At 69.3% G+C, this 25,421-nt stretch carries 24 protein-coding genes; 12 read left to right on the top strand and 12 right to left on the bottom strand.

The genetic code is table 11. The annotated features are described in order from the left end of the window. The first annotated feature begins 109 nt into the window (after positions 1-109). Both H6900_07385 and phaR read left to right on the top strand, forming a co-directional pair. The gene (locus H6900_07385; GenBank protein ID MCC0073097.1) at positions 110-601 is read left to right on the top strand and encodes a phasin, PhaP; all 492 of its coding nucleotides are present in this window, start codon (positions 110-112) and stop codon (positions 599-601) included. Between the two features lie 236 nt (positions 602-837). Continuing rightward, a complete protein-coding gene (gene phaR / locus H6900_07390; GenBank protein MCC0073098.1) occupies positions 838-1,410 on the top strand; it encodes a polyhydroxyalkanoate synthesis repressor PhaR in 573 nt (190 codons plus the stop codon). Positions 1,411-1,425: 15 nt separating this feature from the next. On the opposite strand, the gene H6900_07395 is transcribed toward phaR, so the two are convergent. Both H6900_07395 and H6900_07400 read right to left on the bottom strand, forming a co-directional pair. Then, positions 1,426-3,459 (bottom strand): DUF4445 domain-containing protein, encoded by a 2,034-nt coding sequence (locus tag H6900_07395; protein ID MCC0073099.1) that lies wholly within the window; start codon positions 3,457-3,459, stop codon positions 1,426-1,428. Positions 3,460-3,550: 91 nt separating this feature from the next. Next, positions 3,551-3,889, bottom strand: a complete 339-nt coding sequence (locus H6900_07400; GenBank protein ID MCC0073100.1) for a hypothetical protein — start codon at positions 3,887-3,889, stop codon at positions 3,551-3,553. Positions 3,890-4,162: 273 nt separating this feature from the next. Here H6900_07400 and H6900_07405 point away from each other — a divergent pair, with 273 nt between their 5' ends. Then, complete coding sequence (locus H6900_07405) at positions 4,163-5,209, top strand: helix-turn-helix domain-containing protein (protein MCC0073101.1); 1,047 nt, start codon at positions 4,163-4,165, stop codon at positions 5,207-5,209. A gap of 304 nt (positions 5,210-5,513) precedes the next feature. Here H6900_07405 and trpD read toward each other — a convergent pair whose 3' ends face one another. Together trpD and H6900_07415 are read right to left on the bottom strand one after the other, a co-directional pair. Further along, entirely contained in the window at positions 5,514-6,527 is a 1,014-nt protein-coding gene (trpD, locus tag H6900_07410; protein MCC0073102.1) for an anthranilate phosphoribosyltransferase, read from the bottom strand. Beyond that, a complete protein-coding gene (locus H6900_07415) occupies positions 6,524-7,105 on the bottom strand; it encodes an aminodeoxychorismate/anthranilate synthase component II (protein ID MCC0073103.1) in 582 nt (193 codons plus the stop codon). Before H6900_07415 ends, trpD begins: the two co-directional genes overlap by 4 nt. Positions 7,106-7,237: 132 nt before the next feature. Here H6900_07415 and H6900_07420 point away from each other — a divergent pair, with 132 nt between their 5' ends. After that, the gene (locus tag H6900_07420) at positions 7,238-9,292 is read left to right on the top strand and encodes a divergent polysaccharide deacetylase family protein (GenBank protein MCC0073104.1); all 2,055 of its coding nucleotides are present in this window, start codon (positions 7,238-7,240) and stop codon (positions 9,290-9,292) included. 34 nt (positions 9,293-9,326) lie between these two features. Here the strand turns inward: H6900_07420 and H6900_07425 are convergent, their stop codons facing one another. The 3 genes from H6900_07425 to H6900_07435 are packed head-to-tail and all read right to left on the bottom strand — an operon-like array spanning position 9,327 to position 12,533. Further along, a complete protein-coding gene (locus tag H6900_07425; GenBank protein ID MCC0073105.1) occupies positions 9,327-10,697 on the bottom strand; it encodes an FAD-dependent oxidoreductase in 1,371 nt (456 codons plus the stop codon). Beyond that, positions 10,694-11,779 carry a CoA transferase gene (locus H6900_07430; protein ID MCC0073106.1) on the bottom strand — a complete coding sequence of 362 codons (1,086 nt, stop codon included), beginning with the start codon at positions 11,777-11,779 and terminating at the stop codon, positions 10,694-10,696. The genes H6900_07425 and H6900_07430 overlap by 4 nt, the downstream gene beginning before the upstream one ends. After that, entirely contained in the window at positions 11,772-12,533 is a 762-nt protein-coding gene (locus H6900_07435) for a glycerophosphodiester phosphodiesterase (GenBank protein MCC0073107.1), read from the bottom strand. Before H6900_07435 ends, H6900_07430 begins: the two co-directional genes overlap by 8 nt. Positions 12,534-12,809: 276 nt before the next feature. On the opposite strand from H6900_07435, the gene trpC reads away from it, so the two are divergent. The 5 genes from trpC to lexA all read left to right on the top strand — a co-directional run bounded on the left by trpC (position 12,810) and on the right by lexA (position 16,904). Further along, complete coding sequence (trpC, locus tag H6900_07440) at positions 12,810-13,610, top strand: indole-3-glycerol phosphate synthase TrpC (protein ID MCC0073108.1); 801 nt, start codon at positions 12,810-12,812, stop codon at positions 13,608-13,610. After that, the gene (moaC, locus tag H6900_07445; protein ID MCC0073109.1) at positions 13,607-14,089 is read left to right on the top strand and encodes a cyclic pyranopterin monophosphate synthase MoaC; all 483 of its coding nucleotides are present in this window, start codon (positions 13,607-13,609) and stop codon (positions 14,087-14,089) included. The genes trpC and moaC overlap by 4 nt, the downstream gene beginning before the upstream one ends. After that, on the top strand, positions 14,086-14,973 hold the full coding sequence (locus H6900_07450) for a GIY-YIG nuclease family protein (GenBank protein MCC0073110.1): 888 nt from the start codon (positions 14,086-14,088) through the stop codon (positions 14,971-14,973). The genes moaC and H6900_07450 overlap by 4 nt, the downstream gene beginning before the upstream one ends. Continuing rightward, positions 14,970-16,145: a molybdopterin molybdotransferase MoeA gene (locus tag H6900_07455; GenBank protein MCC0073111.1), complete on the top strand. Its 1,176-nt coding sequence runs from the start codon at positions 14,970-14,972 to the stop codon at positions 16,143-16,145. The genes H6900_07450 and H6900_07455 overlap by 4 nt, the downstream gene beginning before the upstream one ends. A 66-nt stretch (positions 16,146-16,211) precedes the next feature. Continuing rightward, positions 16,212-16,904 (top strand): transcriptional repressor LexA, encoded by a 693-nt coding sequence (gene lexA / locus H6900_07460; GenBank protein MCC0073112.1) that lies wholly within the window; start codon positions 16,212-16,214, stop codon positions 16,902-16,904. 49 nt (positions 16,905-16,953) lie between these two features. On the opposite strand, the gene H6900_07465 is transcribed toward lexA, so the two are convergent. Then, a complete protein-coding gene (locus tag H6900_07465; GenBank protein ID MCC0073113.1) occupies positions 16,954-17,661 on the bottom strand; it encodes a DUF599 domain-containing protein in 708 nt (235 codons plus the stop codon). A gap of 120 nt (positions 17,662-17,781) precedes the next feature. Here H6900_07465 and H6900_07470 point away from each other — a divergent pair, with 120 nt between their 5' ends. The 3 genes from H6900_07470 (at position 17,782) to glcF (ending at position 21,724) form a co-directional block, all read left to right on the top strand. Then, positions 17,782-19,212, top strand: coding sequence for an FAD-binding protein (locus H6900_07470; protein MCC0073114.1), 1,431 nt, complete (start codon positions 17,782-17,784; stop codon positions 19,210-19,212). 104 nt (positions 19,213-19,316) lie between these two features. Next, positions 19,317-20,417: an FAD-binding protein gene (locus H6900_07475; GenBank protein MCC0073115.1), complete on the top strand. Its 1,101-nt coding sequence runs from the start codon at positions 19,317-19,319 to the stop codon at positions 20,415-20,417. Beyond that, a complete protein-coding gene (gene glcF, locus H6900_07480) occupies positions 20,417-21,724 on the top strand; it encodes a glycolate oxidase subunit GlcF (protein MCC0073116.1) in 1,308 nt (435 codons plus the stop codon). Before H6900_07475 ends, glcF begins: the two co-directional genes overlap by 1 nt. Here the strand turns inward: glcF and H6900_07485 are convergent. From H6900_07485 to H6900_07500, 4 genes are read right to left on the bottom strand one after another with little or no spacing between them, the layout of a single operon-like run. Beyond that, complete coding sequence (locus H6900_07485) at positions 21,721-22,731, bottom strand: SMP-30/gluconolactonase/LRE family protein (protein ID MCC0073117.1); 1,011 nt, start codon at positions 22,729-22,731, stop codon at positions 21,721-21,723. The genes glcF and H6900_07485 overlap by 4 nt on opposite strands. After that, positions 22,728-23,525 (bottom strand): cyclase family protein, encoded by a 798-nt coding sequence (locus H6900_07490; protein ID MCC0073118.1) that lies wholly within the window; start codon positions 23,523-23,525, stop codon positions 22,728-22,730. The genes H6900_07485 and H6900_07490 overlap by 4 nt, the downstream gene beginning before the upstream one ends. Positions 23,526-23,537: 12 nt before the next feature. Further along, positions 23,538-24,851 carry a TRAP transporter large permease gene (locus H6900_07495; protein ID MCC0073119.1) on the bottom strand — a complete coding sequence of 438 codons (1,314 nt, stop codon included), beginning with the start codon at positions 24,849-24,851 and terminating at the stop codon, positions 23,538-23,540. Further along, a complete protein-coding gene (locus H6900_07500) occupies positions 24,848-25,402 on the bottom strand; it encodes a TRAP transporter small permease subunit (protein MCC0073120.1) in 555 nt (184 codons plus the stop codon). The genes H6900_07495 and H6900_07500 overlap by 4 nt, the downstream gene beginning before the upstream one ends. Between the last annotated feature and the right edge of the window lie 19 nt (positions 25,403-25,421).

Below are 25,421 nucleotides of genomic sequence, written 5' to 3' on the forward strand. Positions count from 1 at the left end.
GTTGCTGCACCGCAGAAAAATCGCTTGATTTTCTGCGGTGCAGCATGTAGAACTCTTCTCATCCGCCGAGGCCCGGATGGTTCGGACCCGCGTAACATGGAGAAGACCAATGGCAAAAGCTGCTACCGATTTCACCAAGATGTTCCAGGACATGATGGGTGCGTTCCCCGCCGTCGATACCAAGGCGCTTCAGGACTCGTTCAAGAGCCAGGCCGCGCTGGGCGAGAAGATGAGCAAGGTCGTTCTGGAAGCCGCTGAAAAGTCGGCCGAAGTTTCGAGCAAATGGACCAAGTCGGCGCTCGCCAAGATCGGTGAAGCCTCGACCGTCAAGGAAGAGGCGTCGGACTACGCCAAAGCCGCGACCGACTTCGCTTCGGCCTCGGCCGAGCTGGCCGCCGAACACATGGCCGCCTTCGCCGAAATCGCCAAGCGCGTTCAGATGGACACCGTCGAACTGATGCTGGCCGCTGGCAAGGACATGTCGGCCGAAGCGACCGCTGCGGTGCAGAAAGCCACGGCCGACGTGACCGCCGCCGCCAAGAAAGCGACCGACGAAGTCACCGCCGCCGCGAAAAAAGCGACCGCGGCCGCGGCGAAGTGATCGGTTGACCCGCGCCGTGTCGCGGGTCTGGACCGGATCCATACCAGGGCGCCCGATCCCCTCCCATGACGGCGCCTTGGACAAGGGCGGGCTTCGGCCCGCCCTTTGCCATTCCAGGGGCGCCTTGCCCGGTTTTTCGGCACGCCATTCCCCGGGGACGAAGAATCCTGTTTCCCCGCGCCGACTTGCGGTCTAACCTCGCCGCGATGCAGTAAACGAAACCAGGGGGGACTGCCGTGTCCGAGTCCGATAAGCCGCTGTTGATCAAGCGCTATGCGTCTCGCCGGCTCTACAACACCGAGAGCAGCGATTATGTCACGCTCGAGGATATCGCGGGCTTCATCCGGGCGGGGCGCGAGGTGCAGATCGTCGATCTCAAGACCGGCGACGACCTGACGCGCCAGTATCTGTTGCAGATCATCGCCGAGCACGAAAGCCGTGGCGAGAATGTCCTGCCGCTGGAGGTTCTGACCGATCTGGTCCGCAGCTACACCGCGCAGGCGCAAAGCGTCGTGCCCCAGTTCCTGGCGATGTCCTTCGACATGCTGCGCGAGGGGCCCGGCAAGCTGGCCGAACAGATGCACGCGATGAACCCGATGATGGCGCAGATGTCCAAGATGCCCGGGTTCGAGGCCATGCAGCGCCAGCAGCGCCAGTTCCTTGAAACGATGATGGCCGGTTGGTCGTCGATGCCGGGCGCCGCGACGACCGAAGCCGGTGACGCGGACGAGGACAAGGGCGACGACCTGTCGGCGATCCGTCGTCAGGTGGCGGCGCTCGAGGCCAAGCTCAGCAAGATGGGCAAGTGATCGTCGGGCGGCGCCTCAGCGCCGCCGCCTGCGCCCGCCTTCGCCGCCGCCGCCGGTGTTGTGGCTGACCTGCGGCAAGGTGACGACCGTCGCCAGATTGGGGAAGGTGTCCACCGCGTGCGGCAGGGCAGAGGCATTGACGAAATGCTCCTGAAAGCGCGGTTCGATGGCGGTCTCGACCTTGTGGATCCGCTTGACCTGCTGTTCGATCCCGGCCCGCGCGCCGATATTGCACAGCGCGATCCGCGCCCCGGTGCCGGCGGCGTTGCCGGCGCTGGTGACCTTGTCCAGCGGGCAATCGGGGATCATCCCCAGAACCATCGCGTGTTTCGCGCTGATATGCGCGCCAAAGGCGCCGGCCAGAACCACCCGGTCCACGGTGTCGACCTGCATCTCGTCCATGAGCAGGCGCGCGCCCGCGTAGAGCGCGGATTTGGCCAGCTGAATCGCCCGGATGTCGCCCTGTGTGACGGTGATGCGCGGGCCGTTCTGGGCGCTGCCGTCATGGATCAGATAGCTGTAGGTGCGCCCCTCGGGCTGGCAGCGCGGGGTGCTGGTCTGCTCGGGCGAGCCGATCAAACCCGCGGCATCGACGATGCCTGCCATGCGCATTTCCGCCACCGCCTCGATGATGCCCGATCCGCAGATGCCGGTGACGCCGGTTTGCGCCACGGCCTCGGCAAAGCCGGGATCGTCGGACCACAGGTCGCAGCCGATGACGCGGAAGCGCGGCTCGCGTGTCACGGGGTCGATCTCGATCCGTTCGATGGCACCGGGCGCGGCGCGTTGGCCGCTCGAAATCTGCGCGCCCTCAAACGCCGGTCCGGTGGGCGAGGAACAGGCCAGCACCCGGGTCTTGTTGCCCAGAAGGATCTCGGCGTTGGTGCCGACGTCCACGATCAGCACCAGGTCGTCCGATTCCTGCGGGGCCTCGGACAGGGCCACGGCGGCGGCGTCGGCGCCCACATGGCCGGCGATGCAGGGCAGGGTGTAGAGCCGCGCCTCGGGGTTCAGCGCGCTCAGCCCCACCTCGCGCGCCGGCAGCGACAGCGACGACGAGGTCGCCAGCGCAAAGGGCGCCTGACCCAGCTCGACCGGGTCGATGCCCAGAAACAGATGGTGCATGACCGGGTTGCAGACCACCACGGTTTCGACAATCGCGCCCGCCGCGACCCCGGCCTCGGCCGCGACGGATTGCGCCAGCGCGTTGATCGACGCGCGCACCGCTTCCGTCATCTCGACATCGCCGCCGGGGTTCATCATGGCATAGGACACGCGGCTCATCAGATCCTCGCCAAAGCGGATCTGCGGGTTCATGATCCCGCCCGAGGCCAGCACGCGGCCGTCCCTGAGGTCGCACAGATGCGCCGCGATGGTGGTCGAGCCGAGGTCGATCGCAAGGCCCACCAACGGCCCGTCATGGAACCCCGGGAAGATATCCAGCAGGCGCGCGCTGCCGCCGTGGTGGTCGCGGAACACGGCCACGGTGACCGCCCAGTTGCCCTTGCGCAGAACGGGTTGCAACTTGCGCAGCACCTGCGGCCCGGCCTCGATCCCGTCGATCTGCCATTGCGTGCGCAGCGCCGCCGACAGGCGTTCCAGATCGCCCGAAGGTTCGTGCATGTCGGGTTCGGCGACCTCGACATAATAAAGCCGCGTGGCGGGGTCCATCTGCACCGCGCGCGCGCTGGCCGCCTTGCGCACCACTTGCCGGTGCAACTGGCTTTCCGGGGGCACGTCGATCACCACGTCGCCCATGACCTTGGCCTGGCATCCCAGCCGGCGCCCGTCGATCATGCCGCGCTTGTCCTTGTAGCGTTGTTCGACCGCGTTCCATTCGCTCAGCGCGTCGGCCGACACCGTGACGCCATGCTTGGGAAAGGCGCCGACCCCCGGCGTGATCTGGCATTTCGAACAGATCCCGCGCCCGCCGCAGACCGAATCGAGGTCCACCCCCAATTGGCGCGCCGCCGTCAGGACGGGCGTGCCCAGTGCGAACCGTCCCCGCTTGCCCGAGGGCGTGAAGATCACCAGCGCGTCGTCTGTCATAGGTCTGTCCCGTCTGCGTTCGGGCGCAACATAACCCGTGGGGGCTGGCGGGAAAGGGGGAAGACGACGGCGCGCGCGCGGAAAGCGACGGTCAGTCGCGGGGCAGCGGGGTGACGGCCTCGGCCAGCAGGCTGGCTTCCGCGATCAGCGCGATCAGGATTTCGACGTGGCGCGCGGCGCGCCAGGGATTGCCGACCTCGTCCAGCGGGCGGGTGCGCATCGCGTCGTGTTGGGCCTCCAGGTCGATCAGTCGGTGCAGGGTGGCCGCGCCCGGGGCGGGCGTCGCGGGCAGACGCAGGACGCGCTTCAGGTCCGTTTCGCGCCGGTAATCGGCGGTGCCGTGGCGGGCGGTGCGCAGCAGCAGGCGCGGACGGCGGATCGTGGCCAGCGCCGACAGCACGGACAGGATCGAATCGGAATGGCAGGTCATCGGTGGCTTCCCCTTGCAGGTCGGGTTTGTGACAGGGGCATCATGACACAACCTATAAGGGTGTTGCGTTTCGGCGCTTTGCACCGTTCGCTTTGTTCAAGGCTTCTTTCCCATTGAAACCGAATAGTTGGAAACGCGGCGGGATTAAGAAACCCGTAACGAATACACGCATAGGTTGTTTACGTTTTGGAAACCTATGTGGCTTGTGTCTCTGGGGCTGCCACGCCTGAGGCATCGGCAAGAGGAGGGCGTGGCAAGGCTAGGGGGGGTCCCATGACCGCCAATGTCTCGCCGATCGGCCAATTGCCCGACTGGGTGCCCTCGGCCGTGCGGCTGTATCTGAGCCATACCGAGAATGGCCGCTCGTTGCGCGACATCGCGCGCGAAGAGGGTGTCCATGCCTCGACCGTGCTGCGTCAGGTGCGCCGATTCGAGAACCGTCGCGACGATCCACTGGTTGACTGCGCTCTGGGGCGGCTGCGTCAGGCTGCCCCGGCTGACCCCGAGGAGATCTCCGCGATGACCCAACCCCTGCGGACGGCCTGCCCCGCCACGACCCCCGATGAGACCATGCTCGACGCCGAGGCCCGCCGCGTCTTGCCCCGCCTGGCCGAGGAGGGGGCACTCCTGGTCGTTGCGCCCGACATGGACCGCGCGGTGGTCCTGCGCGACGGGGCCGGCGGCGCGACACGGCTGGCGGTGCTGGACCGCCCCATGGCCGAGGCCTTTGCGCTGCGCGAATGGATCGCCTGCGTCCAGCAAGGCCGTGTCCTGCGCTACGAGATCACCGCCGGTGGGCGGGCTGCCCTGCGCCGCCTGATCGCCGGGCGCGAAGCCCCCATCCCCGCGCGGGCTTTCGACGACGAGGACAACCGCCGCACCCGGCCGGTCACCCTGGAATCGCCGGTGACCGCGCTGGCGCGGCGGCGCGACCGTGACGGCAATCCCTTTCTGACCCCGGACCTGGTCGCCGCGGCCGAGCGCCTGCGCGAGGATTTCGAAACCGCGCAGGCCGGCCCCCGGGTCACGCAGAACTGGGACCGGTTTCTGGTTGGCCCCGATCAGGGGGGCGGGGCCGGCCTGGGCAACGCGCGCGGCGCCACGGGCGCCCGCGACCGCGTGGCCCTGGCGCTGCGCGAACTGGGGCCGGGGCTTGCCGACATGGCGCTCAGGTGCTGTTGCTACATGGAGGGGCTGGAAACCGCCGAGCGGCGGCTGGGCTGGTCGGCGCGGTCCGGCAAGATCGTGCTGCGCATCGCGCTGCTGCGCCTGAAAAAGCACTACGACGATCTCGGCGACGCGGGCAAGATGATGGGCTGATTGCCGATCCCCGGCCTGATTGTCAGGCATTCACTGGCGGCCGGCCGCGGCAACAACCGCTGATGCCGGGCCCATGGTGTTCGAAAAGGCGCGGTCACCGGCCCCGAACCCGCGGGTCAGCTCCCTTGGTGGTTGAATTTCGTAAAGCCGGGGCTGCGCTTCTTTGTGCCGGAAATATCCTCGGGGGTATCCAAAGGGGGTGGAAAACCCCCTTTGGCGGGGGGTGCGGGGGGCTGGCCCCCCGCGACCTCGTCCCTGTCGGGCCGCTCTCCCGTCGGGCCGATCGCCCTCGGACCGCCCGACCTCAGACCGGCAGCATCCGTGCCAGACCGCCCACCTTGGCCGCCGCCGCACCCGAGGCGATCGCCTCGCGCGCCATGCGCACGCCGTCGGTCAACGCGCCGACCCGGTCCGCCACCACCAGCGCGGCGGCGGCGTTCAGCAGAACCGCGTCACGATAGGCGGGCCGCCCGCCGCCCGACAGCACCGCTTTCAGCTCGGCCGCGTTCGTGGCCGGATCGCCCCCCAGCAGGTCCTCGAACGGATGCACGGGCAGGCCGGCATCCTCGGGCGCGACGGTGAATTCGCGCAATTGTCCGCCCTCCAGCGCCACCACCAGGGACGGGGCGGCAATGGACAATTCGTCCGTTCCGTCGCCGCCATGCACCAGCCACGCCTTTTCCGATCCCAGCGCCTTCAGCACCTCGGCCATGGGGCGGATCAGATCGGCCGAGAATGCGCCGGTCAGTTGCCGCCTGACCCCGGCCGGGTTGGTCAGCGGGCCCAGGATGTTGAAGATCGTCCGCGTCCCCAGTTCGGCCCGCACCGGGCCGACATGGCGCATGGCGGGATGATGCATCGGCGCCATCATGAAGCCGATGCCGACCTGGGTCAGCGCCTTTTCGACTTCGGCCGCGCCGACCATGACGTTGATGCCCAGTGCGCCCAGGGCATCCGCCGCCCCCGATTTCGAACTGAGGTTGCGATTGCCATGCTTGGCCACCGGAACGCCCGCCCCCGCGACCACAAAGGCCGTCGCGGTCGAGATGTTCAGCGTGCCCTTGCCGTCGCCGCCGGTGCCGACGATATCCATCGCCCCCCGGGGTGCCGAGACCTTGACGCAACGGGCGCGCATCACGGCGGCGGCGGCGGCGTATTCGTCCACCGTTTCGCCCCGGGTGCGCAGCGTCATCAGGAAGCCGCCCATCTGCGCCGGGGTCGCGTCGCCGGCGAACAGGATCGAAAACGCCTCCTCGGCCTCGGGCCGGGTCAGCGGGCGTTCGGCGGCGGTGGCGATCAGGGTCTTGATGGTGCTCATGCCGGGGCCTTCGCGCTGTCCAGGAAATTGCGCAGCATGGCGTGGCCGTGCTGCGAGGCGATGCTTTCGGGGTGGAACTGCACCCCCTCGATCGGCAGATCGCGATGCCTGAGCCCCATGATCATGCCACTGTCCAGCCAGGCGGTCACCTCAAGGCAATCGGGCAGGCTGTCGCGGTCCACGATCAGCGAATGATACCGCGTGGCCTCCAGCGGCGAGGGCAGGCCCTGGAACAGGCCCTGTCCGGCGTGATGCATGGTGCCCAGCTTGCCGTGGACGATCTCGCCCGCGCGCACCACCTTGCCACCAAAGGCCTGGCCGATGGTCTGGTGCCCCAGGCAGACCCCCAGCAGCGGGAGGCGGGCCTCGGCCGCGGCAGCGACCAGCGGCAGGCAGATGCCGGCCTGGTCGGGGTCGCACGGCCCGGGGCTGAGGACGATCGCATCGGCGCCCATCGCCATCGCCTGTTGCACGTCCAGCGCGTCGTTGCGGCGGACCACGACCTCGGCACCAAGTTCGCCGAAATAATGCACGAGGTTGTAGGTAAAGCTGTCGTAATTGTCGATGAGCAGCAGCATGGCGGGGTCCGGTCCTGATCGGGGCGTCCCCTACATGCAACCGCCCATGCGGCAGGGTCAAGCCCGCGCGGGGGTTCAACCTTCCGGCCGAGGCTGTATACTGGCGCCAATTCGGCGGTCAGCGAGGGTGCCATGGGCGGGTTCATCAAGGGGATCGTCACGGGCGCGGTCAGCTTCGTGCTGGGGTTCGCCGTGTTGTCGGTGGTTCTGCCGGTCGAGGACCCCGCGCCCGCACCCGACGCGCAGGCCGCGCCGGACACGCAGGCCGCGCCGGACACGCAGGCCGCACCGGACACGCAGGCCGCACAGACCGCTCAGGCCGCACAGACCGCTCAGGCCGCACAGACCGCGCAGACCGCGCCGGACGAGGATCTGGCCGTCGTCGCCCAGCCGGAAACCCTGTTGCCGCAGTCCGACGCCGCGCCGACGGAACTGGCCTCGCCCGTGACCGCAGATGGGCCCGCGGACGCGGCGGTGGATACGCCGGCAGCGACGGCGCCTCCGTCCGAGGGCGCGCTCCCTCTCGCGCAACCCCTCGTCCCGGACGGGACCGCCCCCGCCGAAACGGCCCGGCAATCCCAGCCTGCCGACACACTGCCAGGCGCCGAGCCCGCCGTGGCCCCACCGCAGGCCCCGGTCGAAGCGGTCCTGCCCCCGGGGGATGTCGCGACGGATATTCCCCGGCCGCTGGAGCCCGTGGCCCCGGATGCGCCGGTTGCTGCGGCGCCCGCCGCGCCGCCGCTGGCCGGGCTGGCCGACGCCCCGGTGGGTTCCGCGGACGACGTCCGGGTCCCGGCGGTTCCGGCGGTGGCACCGTCGCCCGCCGACTCCGCGCTGGAATCGGTGCCTGAACCGGCGCCGGTCGTGCCCGCCGTGGACGAGGCGTCGGCCGTCACGGATCCCGCGCCGGTGGCCGACGCCCCGGTCAGCAGCCCGCCAGAGAGCGATGCGCAGGCCGCGCCCGCCATTCCGCCCTCTGCCCCGGTCGAGGATGCCGCGCCGCAAGCCGGTTCAACGACCGGCGCTGCCCCGGCCGCGCAAGATGCCCCGGCCGCCGATCCCGTCCCGTCACCCGGCGCGGCGCCGGACGCGCCAACCGCGGCACCGGACGACGCCCTGCCCGCCGACGCCGGCACGGCCCCCGATCTGCCCGCGCCCGAGACCCCCGCCGCGCCCGCCGAGGACCCCGTCACGCCGGTGCCCGCCCAGGTTCTGCCGCCGAGCGAGCCCACCTTGCCTTTGGGCCCCGCCCAGCCCGGCCTCGCGCCCGCGCCTCGGGCCCCGCACACACCGCGCGGCCCGCGTGTCATGTCCTTGCCCGGAGAGGGCAGCGGCGGGACCGTGCGCCGGCGGGCCGGGGTTGTCGCCGTAGCCGAACCCCGCACCGTCGAAGGCGTGACCATCGGCCGCCTGCCCAGCATCGGCGCGCCTGTCGCGACACCCGGCGACGCCACCGCCTCGGATGCCATCGCCGCAGCGGCTGCGGCGCCGGCAAGCGACGCCGAAGCCGATCCCGCGCGGCCCGCCTGGCAACGCAACGGCGTCACGGTGGACCTGCCGCAAGGCGCGCGCGCCCTGGGGGTGGTCCTGCTCGACGATGCGCGGGCTGAATTGGATGTGATGGCCCTGCCGTTCGCGGTGACCGTGGCGCTCGATCCCTACGATCCCGACGCGCCGCGCCGCGCCGCCGGCTATCGCAACGCCGGGCACGAGGTTGCGCTGCTGGCCAGCGCGCTGCCGGTCGGCGCGACGCCGGCCGACATCGCCGTGACACTGGAAAGCTGGCGGCACGCGTTTCCCGATACCGCCGAACTGATGGATGTGCCGGTGAACGGTGTCGGGTCCAACCGGGCGTTGGCCCGCACCCTGGCCGAGATGGCGGCGCCCGAGGGCTACGGCCTGATCGTGCAGCGCGACGGTGTCGATGCGCTGTTCCAGGCCGCGCGCGCCAATTCCATGGCGGTCGTGCCCGTCTACCGGGTGCTGGACGACACCGGGCAGGGCGCGATGACGCTGCGCCGCCTGCTGGACCGGGCTGCGTTCGAGGCACAGCGCCGCAACGGAATCCTGATTGTCGGTTCGGCCGGGCAGGCCGAAACCCTGGCGGCGCTGAGCAGCTATGCCCAGGGCGCCGGACGCGAGGGGGTCGTGCTGGCTCCGGCCTCGGCGGTGCTGGAGACGCCCTGAACTGCCCCCGGGAAAACGCGCCCTCAGGCGGCGTTCAGGCGCGTCCCGTCAGCCGATTGCCGATCGCGGCCAGCCGCGAGGGGCCACCGCCGCGGGCCTCGGCGCGGTCGGCGGCGGCGAACAGGCGATACATGCTGCGCACCCCCAGCCAGCGCAGGGGCTCGGGCTCCCATTTGCGGACCCGGCGATTGACCCAAGGTAGCGCCGTCAGGTCGGTTTCGCGCCCCAGGACCAGGTCCGCCAGGGTGCGCCCGGCCAAATTGGCGGTGCTGACACCGGTGCCGACATAGCCCCCGGCCCAGCCGATCCCGTCCGCGCCCAGCCCGACCGTGGCGCACCAGTCGCGCGGCACGCCCAGCACACCGCACCAGGCGTGGTCGATCCGCGCCTGGCGCGCCGCCGGAAAGTGCCGGTGCAGGATCGCTGTCAGCCGGCGGATCGTCTCGGGGTCCGGCACGCCGTCACGGTCCAGCCGCGAGCCCCAACGATAGGGCACTCCGCGCGCGCCGACGGCGATTCGGCCCTCGCGGGTGCGCTGGCAGTAGCAATAGGCATGGTCGAAATCGCCCAGGATCTCATGGCCATCCCAGCCGATGCGGGCCCAGGTTTCGGGCGGCAGGGGTTCGGTGACAATCTGGGCCGAGTTGAGCGGCAGCCAGGCGCGCCGGTGTCCGGGCAGGGTGGCGGTGAACCCTTCGGTGCAGCGCAGCACGATCGGCGCGCGCACCTGGCCCGCGGCGGTCGTCACCACGCCGGGCGCGATGCCCGTGACCTCGGTCCCCTCATGGATCGTCACGCCGCGCCGTTCCACGGCCTCGGCCAGTCCGCGCACCAGTTTCGCGGGCTGGATACGCGCGGTCCCGCGCACCACCATCGCGCCCGTCACCCCGGGGATGGTGACGCGGGCGCGGGTCTCGGCGGCGTCCAGCGTCTGAATGCGCGCACCCTCGCCCCAATGCGCGCGGTGCCGGGCCTCGGCCACAAGGCGGGTCTGCTGGGCGGGGTTCGTGGCCACCATCAATTCGTCGCAGCGCCGGATATCGGCGTCGATTCCCTCGGCCTCGGCCACGGCGATCACGGCATCCACGGTGCCCATCATCGCCCGGACCATGGCGCGCACCGCGTCGGGGCCGCTCGAGGCGGCATAGCGGTCGTGGTTCCAGGCGAAACCGCCCGACAGCCAGCCACCATTCCGCCCTGAGGCGCCATAGCCCGCAAAGTGCTTTTCCAGCACCGTGACCCGCAGTCCCGGCGCAGCCTGCATCAGCGCATAGGCGGCCCACAGCCCGGTATACCCCGCGCCGATGATGGCCACGTCCGCCTCGGCCGGGCCTTGCAACGGGGGGCGCCGGGCGCCGGGCAGCCCGATGTCCGCATACCAGAACGAGACGCCGCCGGTCTTCATTCCAGGCCCAGGTCGCGCAGGATCGACGCGCGATCCGCGTCGCGCAGAGGGGCCGGTCCGGGATCGACGAGGCGGCCGTCGAAGCGCGGCGCGGGACGGGGCATCAGCGCGCCTCCGGCCCGGGTCCAGGTGCCGCGCGCGCCCAGATGGGGATCGGATTCGACCTCGCCCGGGGCAAGCACCGGCGCGACGCAGGCGTCGCTTTGGGCAAAGAGCGCCGCCCAATGCGCCCGGGGCCGGGTGGCAAACAGCGCCGCCAGCCTGTCCGTGGCGCGCGGCCACAGGGCGGGGTCGTTCTGACGGGCAAAATCGGGGTCTCCGCTCAGGTTCATCAGGGACAGGAACTCGGCGTAGAACTTGGGCTCCAGGCATTGGACCGACATGTAGCGCCCGTCGGCGCAGGCGTAGGTGCGTGACCAGTGCGGCCCGTCCAGCATCGAGGCCCCGCGCCGATCCTGAAACCCGCCCCCGGCATACATCGACATGATCAGCGCCATCATGTGCGCCGAGCCATCGACAATCGCCGCATCCACAACGGTGCCCTTGCCGCTGCGACCTGCGGCAAGGAGCCCCGCCAGAACGCCCGCCACCAGATAGAGCGCGCCGCCGCCGATGTCCCCCACCAGCGTGGGCGGCGTGACAGGGGGCTGTCCGGGCACCGAGGCATACCACAGCGCGCCCGAAAGCCCGGCATAGTTCAGGTCGTGCCCGGCCTGCGTCGCCCGGGGGCCATCCTGCCCCCAGCCGGTCATGCGCCCGTAGACCAGCCGCGGGTTCAGCGCCAGGGCGTCGGCGGGCCCCAGGCGCAGGCGCTCCATCACGCCGGGGCGGTTGCCCTCGATCAGGGCGTCGGCGCGGGCGATCAAGGCCTCGACTGCGGGACGGTCGGCGGCGGATTTCAGGTCCAGCGCAATCGCCCGCTTGCCGCGGTCCAAGGGGTTGCTTGCCGGGGCGCCCGGCAGGGGCGGTCCCCCGGGGCGCTGGACGCAGATCACCTCGGCCCCCAGGTCGGCCAGCATCATCGCGGCAAAGGGCCCCGGGCCGATGCCCTCGAATTCGACAATCCTCAGTCCCTCAAGCATGGCGTTCCTTTCCTTGTCCCCGTGCGCGTAACACCTGGTTCAGGACCGTGGGGCGGTCGGTCATGATCGCGTCCACCCCCATGTCCAGAAGCCGGTGCATGTCGGCGGCGTCGTCCACAGTCCAGACCTGAACCTGTATCCCCCGCCGGTGCGCGGCTCGCAGGAAACGCGGCGTCACAACCGGAATGTCGCGCCAGACGCAGGGCACCTGCACCACCCGGAACGGCGCGGCGCGAAAAGGCAGGCCCCAACCCGCCAGCCAGAGCCCCAGCACCCCGCCAAAGGCCGGCGACCAGCACAGCCCCTCGCCCAGCAAGGCGCGCAGCCGGGCGGTGCGGGACGCGTCAAAGCTGCCGACGCAGATGCGGTCCAGAACGCCCAGATCGCGTACCAGCCGCGCCAGCGGCTCGACCACCGCGTCGGACTTGGCCTCGATGTTGACGAACAGGTCGGGGTGGGCCTCGAACAGGTCGGACAGCAGCGGGATCGCGGCCCCTCCATGGGTGCGGATCCGGCCCAGTTCGGCGCGCGACAGGGCTGCGATGGCGCGCGGATCACCCGCCATCCGCGCCAGGGTCGGGTCGTGATGGATCGCCACCGCCCCGTCCGCGGTCAGATGCACATCCGTCTCGACATGCGTGAAACCGATCCGCACGGCATTCGCAAAGGCGGGAAGGGTGTTCTCCTCGGCTTCGAGCGAGCCACCGCGATGGGCGATGGCAATGGGGCGGGGATGATCGAGAAACGCGTGCATCCGGCTATCTTGCGCGCATTCCCGGCCCTGTCGAGGGGGGAGGGTCCGGAACCCGGGGGCCAGCCCCCGGACCCCCGGGATATTTGGAGCACAAAGAAGGGCCGGTTAAGAAAAGGTTAACGCGCCCTTCTTTGTGCCGGAAATATCCCGGGGGGTGAATTCGCGGCACGCGAAGAGGGGGGCTGGCCCCCCTTGCCCGACCGGGTCGGCGACACGATGGCTGCTTTCCTTCGTCGTCCGCGCGCGCTAGTCAGGACCTGCAAGGAGGACCCGGCCATGGCGACCATTCTCGACCGGATCAAGGCATACAAGCTTGAGGAAGTGGCGGCGGCGAAGCGCGCGATCCCGTTGTCCGACCTCGAATCCGAGGCCCGAAGCGCAGCCGCCCCGCGCGGGTTTGCCCGCGCCTTGCAGGCCGCGTCGGTCCGCGGATACGGGCTGATCGCCGAGATCAAGAAGGCCAGCCCGTCGAAAGGCTTGATCCGCGACGACTTCGACCCGCTGTCGCTGGCGCGCGCCTATCAGGCCGGCGGGGCAACCTGCCTGTCGGTCCTGACCGACGCGCCCAGTTTCCAGGGCGCGCCGGGCTATCTGACAGCCGCGCGCGCCGCGGTGGATCTGCCCTGCCTGCGCAAGGATTTCCTGTATGACCCCTATCAGGTGTCCGAGGCCCGGGCCTGGGGCGCCGATTGCATCCTGATCATCATGGCGTCGGTCAGCGATGCCCAGGCGGCCGAGCTCGAGGATGCGGCGCTGGGCTGGGGCATGGATGCTCTGATCGAGATCCACGACGGTGCCGAACTCGACCGCGCGCTGGCGCTGAAATCGCCGCTGATCGGCGTCAACAACCGCAATCTGAACACCTTCGAGACCACGTTGGACACCACCCGCCGGCTGGCCGCGCGGGTCCCCGCCGGGCGCACGCTGGTGTCCGAAAGCGGTCTGTTCACCCCCGCCGATCTGGCCGACATGGCCGGCCACGGGGCACGCTGTTTCCTGATCGGGGAAAGCCTGATGCGCCAGGCCGATGTCGCCGCGGCGACGCGCGCGCTATTGGCCGACCCGGTGCCGGCATGAGCGGGCTCACGCATTTCGACGCCGAGGGGCGCGCCGTCATGGTGGACGTCTCGGACAAGCCGGTGACCGCGCGGGTGGCGATCGCCTCGGCCCATGTGGTCATGCGCCCCGAGACGCTGGCCCATGTGCGGGCGGGCACCGCGAAGAAGGGCGATGTGTTGGGCGTGGCGCGGCTGGCCGGGATCATGGCGGCCAAGCGGACCGCCGAGCTGATCCCGCTGTGTCACCCTTTGCCGATCACCAAGGTTCGGGTCGATCTGGCGGTGGACGACGACTTGCCCGGGGTTCGAATCACGGCCGAGGTGAAGACCTCGGGGCAGACCGGGGTCGAAATGGAGGCCCTGACCGCCGCTTCGACCGCCGCGCTGACGGTCTATGACATGCTCAAGGCCGTCGAAAAGGGCATGGAGATCGGCGGGATTGCCGTCCTGCGCAAGGAGGGCGGAAAGTCGGGGGTATACGAAAGGGGGTCGGCATGACGGTATCGGGTCGATCGCTGGAGCTGTATTTCATCGACGGGCGCCCCGAGGGGATGTTGACGGCCGAGGTGTTCAACTGGACCGGGCATGTCCTGCGCGTTCCCCGCTTGCAGGTCGTCGAGGCCCTGCGCCGCGCCGAGACCGGGCACACCGGTGTCTATCTGCTGATCGGTGACGAAGCGGATCGCCCGCGGCTCTATGTCGGCGAAACCGAGGATCTGCGCGAACGCCTGCGCGACCACGTGGTGAAAAAGGACTGGTGGAACACGGCCATCCTGATCACCACGGCCGGGGACGCGCTGCACAAGGCGCATGTCAAATACCTGGAATCCCGTCTGGTCGAAATCGCGCGTGACGCGGGCAAGGCCGTGCTGGACAACGGCAACACCCCGCCGCGCAGCAGCCTGAGCGAATCGCATGTCGCCAACATGGAGGCGTTTCTGGAAACGCTGCTGATGGTCCTGCCGGCGATCCGGGTCGATCTGTTCCTGAACAAGGCCACCGCGACCCCGCGCAAGGAGGCGCCGCCCGCCCGCCTGTTCGAATTCAAGATGCCGCGCCACAACATCGCCGCCAGGGCGGAACTGCGCAACGAGGACCGGGTGGTTCTGGCGGGGTCCCTGGCGCGCGCGGAATGGGCGGGCGATCGACGGCACGCTGAAACCTACTGGGTCCTTCACGACGAGCTGTTGGCGAATGGCACCATCGTGGTGGGCCCGTCGGGCGCGCGTTTCGCCACCGATTATGCGTTTTCCAGCCCTTCGGCCGCGGCGGCGGTCGTCGCCGGCACGGCGCGCAACGGGCGCACCGACTGGAAGTCCGTGGACACCGGCCAGACCTATGCCGAATGGGAGGCCGCGCAGGTGACGGAGGGCACGCCATGATCGGTGTCGAGGATGCGCAGGCGCTGTGTCTGGACCTGGTGACACCGACCGCCGCGTTCGAGGACGTGGCGCTGGAACACGCCTTTGGCCGGGTGCTGCGGCGCGAGGAACGGGCGGCGCGTTCGCAACCGCCGTTCGCGTCCTCGGCCATGGACGGCTATGCGATGCGCGACGCCGAGGTCGCGATCGGCGCGCGGTTCACGGTGGTGGGCGAATCCGCCGCCGGCCATGGCTGGGACGGCACGTTGGCCCCCGGGCAGGCGGTGCGCATTTTCACCGGCGCGCCGGTTCCCGACGGCGCGGATCACGTGGTGATCCAGGAGGATGTCGCGCGCGATGGCGACACCATCACCGTTCAGCCCAATCTGGGGCAGGGGCCGAACATCCGCCCCGCCGGCGCCGATTTTCCCCAGGGGTTCGCCCTGGCGGCGCCGCGCCGGCTCAGCGCGTCGGACCTGGCGTTGCTGGCGTCGATGAACGTGCCGCGCGTGCGCGTCGCGGTGCGGCCCAGGGTGGCGCTGCTGGCGACGGGCGACGAGCTGGTCATGCCGGGGGAATCCCCCGGCCGGGACCAGATCATCGCCTCGAACACCTTTGCGCTGAAGGCCATGGTGGACGCGGCCGGAGGCGAGGGCCTGATCCTGCCCATCGCGCCCGACGATCGCGCCGCGCTGGAAGCCGCGATGGCGGACCTGGCACGCGCCGACATCGCGGTGACGATCGGCGGCGCCTCGGTCGGCGATTACGATCTGGTCGGGCAGGTGGGCGAGGCGCTGGGCATGACCCGCGCCTTCTACAAGATCAGCATGCGCCCGGGCAAACCCCTGATCGCAGGCAGCCTTGGCGATGTGCCGTATCTGGGGCTGCCGGGGAATCCGGTCTCGGCCATCGTCACGGGCCATCTGTTCCTGCTGCCCATGGTGCGGCGGATGCTGGGTCTGCGCGATGCGTTGCCGCAGACCGTCAGCGCGCGGCTGGCCGGGGATGTCGGGCCGACCGGCCCGCGCACGCATTTCATGCGCGCCCGGCTCGAGGGCGGGGTGGTCACGCCCTTCGACCGTCAGGATTCGTCGCTGCTGACGGTGCTGTCGGACGCCAACGCGCTGCTGATGCGGCCCCTGGGGGACCGTCCGCGCAAGGCCGGCGAGGTCGTTCCCGTGCTCCCGCTTTAGGAGAGTGGTTGACACAAAAGGGGAACATGCGTAGAACGAGGGCTAAACACCCTGGCGGAGGACCCGATGCTGACCCGCAAACAGCTCGAACTTCTGGAACTGATCGACACGCGGATGAAGCGCGACGGCGTGCCGCCGTCCTTTGACGAGATGAAGGACGCGCTCAACCTGCGGTCAAAGTCCGGGATTCATCGTCTCATCACCGCGCTGGAAGAACGCGGGTTCATCCGACGTCTCGCGCATCGGGCGCGCGCCATCGAAGTCGTGCGTATGCCCGAGGCTCTTGAATCGCGTCATGTGGTCCGGGTCATCGACGGCGGGGCAAGGCCCGCGCCGGCCGCGCCGGCCCGCGCGCGCGCAGTGCAGTCGGTCGATGCGCTTGAGCTGCCGGTCATGGGGCGCATCGCCGCCGGCACCCCGATCGAGGCGATCTCGGACGTGTCGCATCACGTCGCGGTGCCGGGGTCCATGCTGTCGGGCCGGGGCAATCACTATGCGCTCGAGGTCAAGGGCGATTCGATGATCGAGGCCGGTATCCACGACGGCGACATCGTGGTGATTCGGGAGCAGACGACCGCGGACAACGGCGATATCGTCGTCGCGCTGGTCGAAGGGCATGAGGCGACGCTGAAACGCTTTCGCCGGATGCGCGGCATGATCGCCCTGGAGGCCGCGAACCCGGCCTATGAAACGCGGGTTCTGCGTGACGACCAGGTGCAGGTGCAGGGGCGACTGGTCGGCCTGATCCGCAGCTATTGAGCCGCCCTGACCAAAGGGTCCGCGCAGGCGGCGGCACCGCGCCCGGCAGTCACTCGGGTGCAGGCGGCGGGTCCAGCAGGACCGCGCGGGAATGCGAGGCGAAGTCGCGGCTCCAGACCAGCCAGGCCACCACGCCGGTCGCGATCATCAACGCCCAGGGCCCCAGCAGCCAGGTCAGCGCGGCCAGCGCGAAATAGGTGGCCCGAAGCCCTCGGTTGAAATTGTAGGCCGCGCGGATGTTGATCTCGGCCGCTTGCCGGGCGCGGGGATAGGCCAGCGGGTCCTCGGGGTCGTTCGGAACCGCCGACATCAGGATCGACGAATAGCCGAACAAGCGGTTCGACCACAGGAATTTCAGGAAAGCGTGGGTCAGGAACCCCAGGGCCAACAACAGCCGCAGTTCGATCTGCCGGGCGCTGGGGCCGGCCGGGACCAGATCCTCGGTCACCCCCACCAGGCGGTCGGCGTTGCCGATCAGCGCCAGCAATCCCCCCAGCGCGATCATCGTGGCCGAGGCCAGAAAACTGGTCGCCTGCCGCAGGCTGGAGAGCACCGAAGCGTCGTAGATTCGCGGCGAGCGGGATACGAACTGTCGCATCCATTCGCGCCGATACGCGGCCATCAGCACGGTGACCGAGGGCTTGCTGCGCCGCGGATTCTCGATCATGCGCGCCAGCACGAACCAGGCCAGCAGCATCAGCAGCAGCGCCAAAAGGTCCGTCCAGGACAGCAGGGTTCGCAAGGTTTCCAGGGTCATCGTCGCACCGTGCCGGGTCGCAGCATGGTGGACGGGCGCAGGTAGCCGGTCAAGACGGGTGAAACGCTGGACTTTATCCTGATATTGGTTATATTTTCTTACCAATAGGAGGGATCGCCCATGCAAATGCCCGAACCCAAGGCCCATGTTCTCGCCCGTCGGGCCCGGATCGTCGCCCGCCTGCGCGACGTCCTTGCCGCCGACGCGGTGATCGACGACCCGGCGGAAACCCGCGCCTATGAATGCGACGGGCTGACCGCCTATCGTTGCCCGCCGCTCGCGGCGGTGCTGCCGTCCTCGACCGACGAGGTGGCGGCGGTGATGCGCATTTGCCATGACGAGGGCGTGCCGGTCGTGCCCCGGGGATCGGGCACCTCGTTGGCCGGGGGGGCGTTGCCGACCGCCGACAGCGTGATCCTGGGCGTGGCGCGCCTGCGCGCGGTGCTTGAGACGGACTATGCCAACCGCATCATCCGCGTGCAGTCGGGGCGCACCAACCTGTCGGTCACCGGCGCGGTCGAATCGGACGGGTTCTTCTATGCGCCCGACCCGTCCTCGCAATTGGCCTGTGCAATCGCGGGCAACATCGCCATGAATTCGGGCGGTGCGCATTGCCTGAAATACGGTGTGACCACGAACAACCTGCTGGGGGTCACGCTGGTGCAGATGGATGGCACCGTGATCGAGATCGGCGGCGCCCATATGGATGCCGGCGGGCTGGATCTGTTGGGCCTGGTCTGCGGGTCCGAGGGGCAGCTTGGCGTCGTCACCGAGGCCACGCTGCGCATCCTGCCCAAGCCCGAAGGCGCCCGTCCGGTGCTGATCGGATTCGAGGCGAACGAGGTCGCGGGGGCCTGTGTCAGCGACATCATCAAGGCCGGTATCCTGCCGGTGGCGATCGAATTCATGGACCGCCCCTGCATCCGCGCGACCGAGGCCTTCGCCCATCCCGGCTACCCCGATTGCGAGGCGTTGCTGATCGTCGAGGTCGAGGGGTCCGAAGACGAGATTTCCGCGCAACTGGGCATGATCCGCGAAATCGCGATGCGCCACGATCCCGTGGAGTTTCGCGAAAGCGGGTCCGAGGAGGAGTCGCGCAAGATCTGGCTGGGACGCAAATCGGCCTTTGGCGCGATGGGGCAGATCAACGACTACATGTGCCTCGATGGCACGATCCCGGTGTCCGAATTGCCCCATGTGCTGCGTCGGATCGGCGAGATGTCGAAGGCGTTCGGCCTCGACGTGGGGAACGTGTTCCACGCGGGCGACGGCAACATGCACCCGTTGATCCTGTTCGACGCCAACAAGCCGGGCGATCTGGAACGCTGCGAGGCGTTCGGCGCCGAGATCCTGAAGCTGTGCGTCGAGGTCGGCGGCTGTCTGACCGGGGAGCACGGCGTGGGAATCGAAAAGCGCGATCTGATGGGGGTTCAGTTCTCGGTGGAGGACATGGAGGCGCAGATGCGCGTCAAGGACGTGTTCGATCCCGCCTGGTTGTTGAACCCGGCCAAGGTGTTCCCGCTGGAGGTCTCGGCGGCGCGGCGCGGGTGAGGCGGGGGGCCAGCCCCCCGCACCCCCCGCCAAAGGGGGTTTTCCACCCCCTTTGGATACCCCCGAGGATATTTGAGGCACAAAGATGAGAGGGCAGGCGGCGGATGCGTCCTGAAAGCGAACAGGAACTGGCGGAGTGCGTGCGCGACGCGACCGGACCCCTGGTGGTGCGCGGCGGGAGCACGCGCGGGATCGGGCGGCCGGTCGCGGGCGCGGTGTTGGAGACGGGCGGGCTGGCCGGGGTGCGGCTCTATGAACCGGGGGCGCTGACGCTGGTGGCCGGGGCGGGAACGCCGCTGCGCGCGATCGAGGCGTTGCTGGCATCGGAAGGGCAGCGGCTGCCGTTCGAGCCGATGGATCATCGCGGGTTGCTGGCCACGACGGGCGAGCCGACGCTGGGCGGTATGGTGGCGGCCAACGCCTCGGGGCCGCGGCGCGTTCAGGCAGGGGCGTGCCGCGACAGCCTGATCGGCGTGCGATTCGTGGACGGCGCCGGGACGATCGTCAAGAACGGCGGGCGCGTGATGAAGAATGTCACCGGCTACGACCTGGTCAAGCTGATGGCGGGATCGTGGGGCACCCTGGGTGTGCTGTCCGAGGTGTCATTCAAGCTGCTGCCGCGCCCCGAAGCCGGGCGGACGCTGGTCTTCGGGGCGATGACGCCGGGCGCGGCGGTGGATTTGATGGCCGCCGCGCTGGGCTCGCCTTGGGAGGTGTCGGCCGCCTCGCGTCTGCCGGACGGGCGCTGCGCGTTGCGGATCGAGGGGTTTGCGGCCTCGGTCGCGTATCGGACCGAGGCGCTGCTGCGCCATCTGAGGCAGGACGCCGCGCGGCTGGACGGGGCCGAAAGCGACGCGTTCTGGCACGCGGTGCGCGACGTGGCGCCGTTTCACGGGCGGGCCGGGGACGTCTGGCGGCTGTCGGTCAAACCCTCGGACGCGCCCGATCTGGTGACGCGGGCGGAGGGCGAGGCGCTGCTGGACTGGGGCGGCGGGCTGGTCTGGCTGCTGCTGCCCGAGGGCTGCGACCTGCGCGCGCGGCTGGGCGCCTTTCGCGGGCACGCCACGCTGGTCCGTGCCGGCATCGAAACCCGTCGCCGTATCGCCCCCTTTCATCCCGAGGTTCCGGCCATCGCGGCGCTGTCGCGCGGGCTCAGGGACCGGTTCGATCCGCGCGGCATTCTCAATCCGGGGCTCATGGACTGATGCAGACGTTTTTCAGCGACGACCAATTGCGCGACCCCGCTACCGCGCGCGCCAACGAGGTGCTGCGCACTTGCGTGCATTGCGGTTTCTGCACGGCGACCTGCCCGACCTATCAGGTTCTGGGTGACGAACTGGACAGCCCGCGGGGGCGCATCTACCTGATCAAGGACATGCTGGAATCGGGCCGTCCCGCCGACGCCCGGACGGTCCGGCATATCGACCGGTGCCTCAGTTGCCTGGCGTGCATGACGACCTGCCCGTCGGGCGTGCATTACATGCATCTGGTCGATCACGCGCGCGCCTATATCGAAAAGACCTACAAGCGGCCCATGATGGACAGGCTGCTGCGGTGGGCGCTGGCACGGATCCTGCCGTATCCCACGCGATTCCGGTTGGCGTTGCTGGGGGCGAAGATCGGTCGGCCGTTTGCCTTTCTGATGCCCGATGCGCGGTTGAAGGCGATGCTGGCGATGGCGCCGAAACAGGTCCCTCCGGTCAGCCGCAACGATTCACCGCAGGTGTTCCCGGCGCAGGGAGAGCGGCGCCTGCGGGTGGCGCTGATGACCGGATGCGCGCAACGGGCTCTGAACACCGACATCAACGATGCCACCATCCGCGTGCTGACCCGGCTGGGCTGCGAGGTCGTGGTCGCCCGGGGTGCCGGCTGTTGCGGCGCGCTGACCCATCACATGGGCCGCGAGGACGAGAGCCACGCCTTTGCCGCGAAAAACATCGCCGCCTGGATGGCCGAGGTGCGCGGCGAGGGGCTGGATGCGGTGGTCATCAACACCTCGGGGTGCGGCACGACGGTCAAGGATTATGGCCAAATGTTCCGCAACGATCCGCTGGCGGCGGACGCGGCCACCGTCGCCGGGCTGGCGCGCGATGTGACCGAGGTTCTGGCCCAGCTCAAGCCCGAGGGGCAGGCGCCCCAGGACCTGCGTGTCGCCTATCACGCGGCCTGTTCACTGCAACACGGACAACAGATCAAGGATGCGCCCAAGCAGGTGCTGAAGCGGCTGGGCTTTGCAGTGGTGGAGCCGGCGGACCCGCATCTGTGCTGCGGATCGGCGGGGACGTACAATCTGCTCCAGCCCGAGATTTCCGCCGAGTTGAAGCGCCGCAAGGTCGCCACGCTGGAAGCGAAGGCGCCCGATGTCATCGCGGCGGGCAACATCGGCTGCATGATGCAGATCGGTTCGGGCACCGGGGTGCCGGTGGTGCACACGGTCGAGCTGGTCGATTGGGCGACCGGCGGGCCGAAACCCCGCGCGCTGGGCGAGCACGCGGGCGTGCCCCGCCTTTAGCGCCAGTGCGCCATGGGCAGGCCGGCCACCGGGCTGCGGAAGGCCGGGATGCGCGTGCCCCTGAGCGAACCGATATAGACCGTGCGCAGATCGGGGCCGCCGAACGTGACCGAGGCGAACCAGGGCGCGATGGTGCCGCCGCAGGCCAGCATGTGATTGGGCGTCACCGCGTCGCGCGCAAAGGCATCATACAGCGCGGCCGAGGGCTCGGGGTTGTCGTCGTCCAGGATCACGCGAAACCCGCCGTCCGGGGTGATCGCAAAGATCCGGTCCGACATCACATGGGTGCCCCACAGGTTGCCGTGGGCGTCAAAGGCAATGCCGTCGATGAAGCCGCCGGTGTCGGCGGGGCCGTAGACCTCGCGCGCCAGGACCTGGGCATCCGCGCCGATCCGCAGCCGGGTGATGCGTCGGCCCGTGGTCTCGACGACATACAGCCATTCCTCGGCCGCATCGAAGCGAATCTCGTTGGTGAACATGAACCCGTCGGCGACGATCCGCGCGCCTTGATTGTCCAGCACCGCGACATAGCCGTCGGCGATGTTGGGGCTGATCGCCTGCATCCAGTTGGTGATCCTGGTCGAGATCGTCAGCCAGATGCGCCCGCGCGAATCGCGCAGCACGAAATTGACCTTGCCGATGGGCGTGCCGTCGATCGTGTCCAGCATGACCGTGGTGCGCCCGTCACGGGTCATCCGTTCCAGCCGGTCGGTGCCGAAATTCGAGATCAGCACAGACCCGTCCACGTCGAACGCCAGCCCGTTGGGCAGCGTGCCCTGGGTGAAGCGGTCGGCCTCGTCCTCGGTCGCGCCAAAGCGCTGATCCAGCGCCTGGGCGATCAGCGATTGCGTGCCATCGGGGCGGATGTGCACCACACCGCCCCGCGCGTCGGCCGACCACAGGCTGCCGTCGGGCTCGGCCAGGATGCATTCGGGGCGTTGAAGGTCCTGGCCGACATAGCTGAGGTCGGCCGCGCTCACGGTGAAGCCGTCGATGGGATTGGTCATGCCGCGCCCCCCTCGTCAAGAATTGCCACGGCGCGGACATAGCCCGCCGAGGCGCGCTTGATCTTGAACGGAAAGCACGCGACGCGGAACCCGGTCGGCGGCAAGAGATCCAGGTTCGCCAGCTTTTCCATGTGGCAATAGCCGATCTCCATCGAGGCCCGGTGCCCCTCCCAGATGATCGAGGCGTCGTGCGACCGCGCATATTTCTGCGCGGTGTGAAAGAACGGCGCATCCCAGGACCAGGCGTCGGTGCCGGTCACGCGCACGCCGCGCTCCAGCAGGTAAAGCGTGGCGGCCTTGCCCATGCCGCAGCCCTTGAGCAGATAGTCGGGCTGGCCATAGGCCGCCCCGGCCGAGGTGTTGACGACCACGATCTCAAGCGGGCTGAGGGTATGACCGATGCGCGAAAGCTCGGCCTCGACATCCCCGGGCGTGACGACATAGCCATCGGGGAAATGGCGGAAATCCAGCTTGACCCCGGGCTGGAAGCACCACTCCAGCGGGACCTCGTCGATGGTGATGGCGGGGCGCCCGCCGGGCACCAGGGCGCGGTCCATGGTGGAATGGTGGTGATAGGGGGCGTCCAGATGGGTGCCGTTGTGGGTGCTCAACTGCACCGATTCGACCGCCCAGCCGTCGCCATCGGGCAGGTCGTCGGCGGTCATGCCCGGGAAAAAGCCGGTCATCTGCGCCTGCGTCTCGCGGTGGCTCATGTAGTGGATCTGGGGCTCCATCCCCGGCGGGTCCGAGGCGATCCCGGTTTCCAGCGCGACGGACAGGTCGATGATGGTCATGGCGGGCACTCCTTACAGCAGGCCGGTGGCGATGGCAGGAAAGACGATCAGGACCAGCAACACCAGCCCCATGATCGCGGCGAAGGGCAGCGCGCCCTTGAACACGTCGCCCAGCGTGATGCGGGGATCGTCCAGCGAGCCCTTGATGACAAAGACCGACAGGCCCAGCGGCGGGGTCAACAGGCCGATCTCGACGGCCAGAACGGTGACAATGCCGAACCAGATCAGATCGACATCCAGTGCGCGGGCGATGGGCAGCACCAGCGGCAGTGTGATCATCATGATCGACGAACTGTCCAGAATTGTGCCCATCAGCACCAGGATCGCGCAGAAGATCAGCACGAAGCCGGTGGTGCCCAGGTCCAGGCTGACGGCCCATTCGGTGACCGCCGCCGGCAGTCCGCTGAGCGCGAGAAAGCGTGAATACATCGTCGCGGCGATGATGAGAAAGCAGATCGAGGCGGTGATGTGCCCGGTTTCAAGCGTGACCTGCCACAACACGCGCCAGCCGATCCGGCGTTTCGCGGCGGCAATCACGATCGCGCCCAGGGCGCCGATGGCCCCGGCCTCGGTCGGGGTGAAGACGCCGCCATAGATGCCGCCCAGCACCAGCGCGATCAGCGCCGCGATGGGGGCCAGTTTCGACGCCGTATCCCGCGCCAACGATCCGTCGCGCGCGACGGGCGCGGCCGGTTCCGGCGTGCCGGTGAAGCCGGGCCACAGCCGCACCATCAGCGCGATACCGGCGATATAGGCCAGCGCCAGCAACAGTCCGGGGCCGATGCCGGCCACGAACAGCAGGCCCACGGATTGTTCGGACAGGATGCCGTAGAGGATCAGCAGCAGCGACGGCGGGATCAGCATCCCCAGCACGGACGAGCCGGCGACCACGCCGGTGGCGAAGCGCGCCGTGTGGCCGATGCGGATCATCTCGGGCACGGCGACCTTGGCAAAGACGGCGGCCGAGGCGATGGAAATCCCGGTGATCGCGGCGAACACCGCGTTGGCGCCGACCGTGGCCATGCCCAGGCCGCCCTTCAGCCGCCCCAGCGCGCGGTTCGCCACGTCGAACGTGTCGCGGCCGATGTCGGCGCGGCTGACGACCAGCCCCATCAGCACGAACAGCGGCACCACACCGAACAGATAGGAGCTGATGCTCTCGCGCGTGGCCAGCGCCATCATGCGCGCGGCGTATTGCGGGCTGTCGCGCAGGGCCCAGATGCCCAGGAACGAGGTCAGCGCCAGCGCGATCGAGACATGCATCCCCAGCCAGATCAGTCCCAGGATGCCCAGCAGCGACCACAGGCCGATCTCGACCCCGCTCATGCCGGCATCCCCCGCACGGCGCGGATCGCCAGCAACAGCGCGCGCAGCGCGAAAACCAGCGTCATCAGCGCGGCGCCCAGCACGACGATGCCGTGCACCGGCCAAATCGGCGCCAGGAACTGGCCGACCGTGCCGACCATCTCGTTGCGGCCAAAACTGCGCAGGAACTGCGGCCAGAAGGCCGAGGTCAGGATCCCCAGCAGCACCGCGCCGGCCAGATGCAGCAGGGCGTCGAAGCCCTCGGCCAGGCGCGGGTGCCGGGTATGCAGCGCGCCAAGCAAGGCGTCCGAGCGCGTCAGCTTGCCTTGCGCCGTGGTGTTGGCGATTTGCAGAAAGACGATGGCCAGGATCGACATCGCCACCATCTCGGGCACGCCGGCGATGGGGTGGCCGAAAAAGAAGCGCCCCGCCACGTCCACCGCGATCAGCAGCATGACCGCCAGGATCAGCGCCGTGCCCAGGGCCGACAGCAGGGCCGTCAGCCGATCCACCGCGCGCGCAGCCCGGTCGAGCGGCGTGATCCCGGTGCGCAGACTGTCGATCGTTGCCATATGCCCCCCTTGCGGGCAG

The organism is Rhodobacter sp., assembly GCA_020637515.1.
Taxonomy (GTDB): Bacteria; Pseudomonadota; Alphaproteobacteria; order Rhodobacterales; family Rhodobacteraceae; genus Pararhodobacter.

What these genes read in the sequence shown, in the direction of transcription:
- H6900_07385 (MCC0073097.1), top strand. Translation starts at nt 110, where the DNA reads ATGGCAAAAGCTGCTACCGATTTCACCAAGATGTTCCAGGACATGATG.
- H6900_07395 (MCC0073099.1), bottom strand. Translation starts at nt 3,459, where the DNA reads ATGACAGACGACGCGCTGGTGATCTTCACGCCCTCGGGCAAGCGGGGA.
- H6900_07400 (MCC0073100.1), bottom strand. Translation starts at nt 3,889, where the DNA reads ATGACCTGCCATTCCGATTCGATCCTGTCCGTGCTGTCGGCGCTGGCC.
- H6900_07405 (MCC0073101.1), top strand. Translation starts at nt 4,163, where the DNA reads ATGACCGCCAATGTCTCGCCGATCGGCCAATTGCCCGACTGGGTGCCC.
- trpD (MCC0073102.1), bottom strand. Translation starts at nt 6,527, where the DNA reads ATGAGCACCATCAAGACCCTGATCGCCACCGCCGCCGAACGCCCGCTG.
- H6900_07415 (MCC0073103.1), bottom strand. Translation starts at nt 7,105, where the DNA reads ATGCTGCTGCTCATCGACAATTACGACAGCTTTACCTACAACCTCGTG.
- H6900_07420 (MCC0073104.1), top strand. Translation starts at nt 7,238, where the DNA reads ATGGGCGGGTTCATCAAGGGGATCGTCACGGGCGCGGTCAGCTTCGTG.
- H6900_07425 (MCC0073105.1), bottom strand. Translation starts at nt 10,697, where the DNA reads ATGAAGACCGGCGGCGTCTCGTTCTGGTATGCGGACATCGGGCTGCCC.
- H6900_07430 (MCC0073106.1), bottom strand. Translation starts at nt 11,779, where the DNA reads ATGCTTGAGGGACTGAGGATTGTCGAATTCGAGGGCATCGGCCCGGGG.
- H6900_07435 (MCC0073107.1), bottom strand. Translation starts at nt 12,533, where the DNA reads ATGCACGCGTTTCTCGATCATCCCCGCCCCATTGCCATCGCCCATCGC.
- trpC (MCC0073108.1), top strand. Translation starts at nt 12,810, where the DNA reads ATGGCGACCATTCTCGACCGGATCAAGGCATACAAGCTTGAGGAAGTG.
- moaC (MCC0073109.1), top strand. Translation starts at nt 13,607, where the DNA reads ATGAGCGGGCTCACGCATTTCGACGCCGAGGGGCGCGCCGTCATGGTG.
- H6900_07450 (MCC0073110.1), top strand. Translation starts at nt 14,086, where the DNA reads ATGACGGTATCGGGTCGATCGCTGGAGCTGTATTTCATCGACGGGCGC.
- H6900_07455 (MCC0073111.1), top strand. Translation starts at nt 14,970, where the DNA reads ATGATCGGTGTCGAGGATGCGCAGGCGCTGTGTCTGGACCTGGTGACA.
- lexA (MCC0073112.1), top strand. Translation starts at nt 16,212, where the DNA reads ATGCTGACCCGCAAACAGCTCGAACTTCTGGAACTGATCGACACGCGG.
- H6900_07465 (MCC0073113.1), bottom strand. Translation starts at nt 17,661, where the DNA reads ATGACCCTGGAAACCTTGCGAACCCTGCTGTCCTGGACGGACCTTTTG.
- H6900_07470 (MCC0073114.1), top strand. Translation starts at nt 17,782, where the DNA reads ATGCAAATGCCCGAACCCAAGGCCCATGTTCTCGCCCGTCGGGCCCGG.
- H6900_07475 (MCC0073115.1), top strand. Translation starts at nt 19,317, where the DNA reads ATGCGTCCTGAAAGCGAACAGGAACTGGCGGAGTGCGTGCGCGACGCG.
- glcF (MCC0073116.1), top strand. Translation starts at nt 20,417, where the DNA reads ATGCAGACGTTTTTCAGCGACGACCAATTGCGCGACCCCGCTACCGCG.
- H6900_07485 (MCC0073117.1), bottom strand. Translation starts at nt 22,731, where the DNA reads ATGACCAATCCCATCGACGGCTTCACCGTGAGCGCGGCCGACCTCAGC.
- H6900_07490 (MCC0073118.1), bottom strand. Translation starts at nt 23,525, where the DNA reads ATGACCATCATCGACCTGTCCGTCGCGCTGGAAACCGGGATCGCCTCG.
- H6900_07495 (MCC0073119.1), bottom strand. Translation starts at nt 24,851, where the DNA reads ATGAGCGGGGTCGAGATCGGCCTGTGGTCGCTGCTGGGCATCCTGGGA.
- H6900_07500 (MCC0073120.1), bottom strand. Translation starts at nt 25,402, where the DNA reads ATGGCAACGATCGACAGTCTGCGCACCGGGATCACGCCGCTCGACCGG.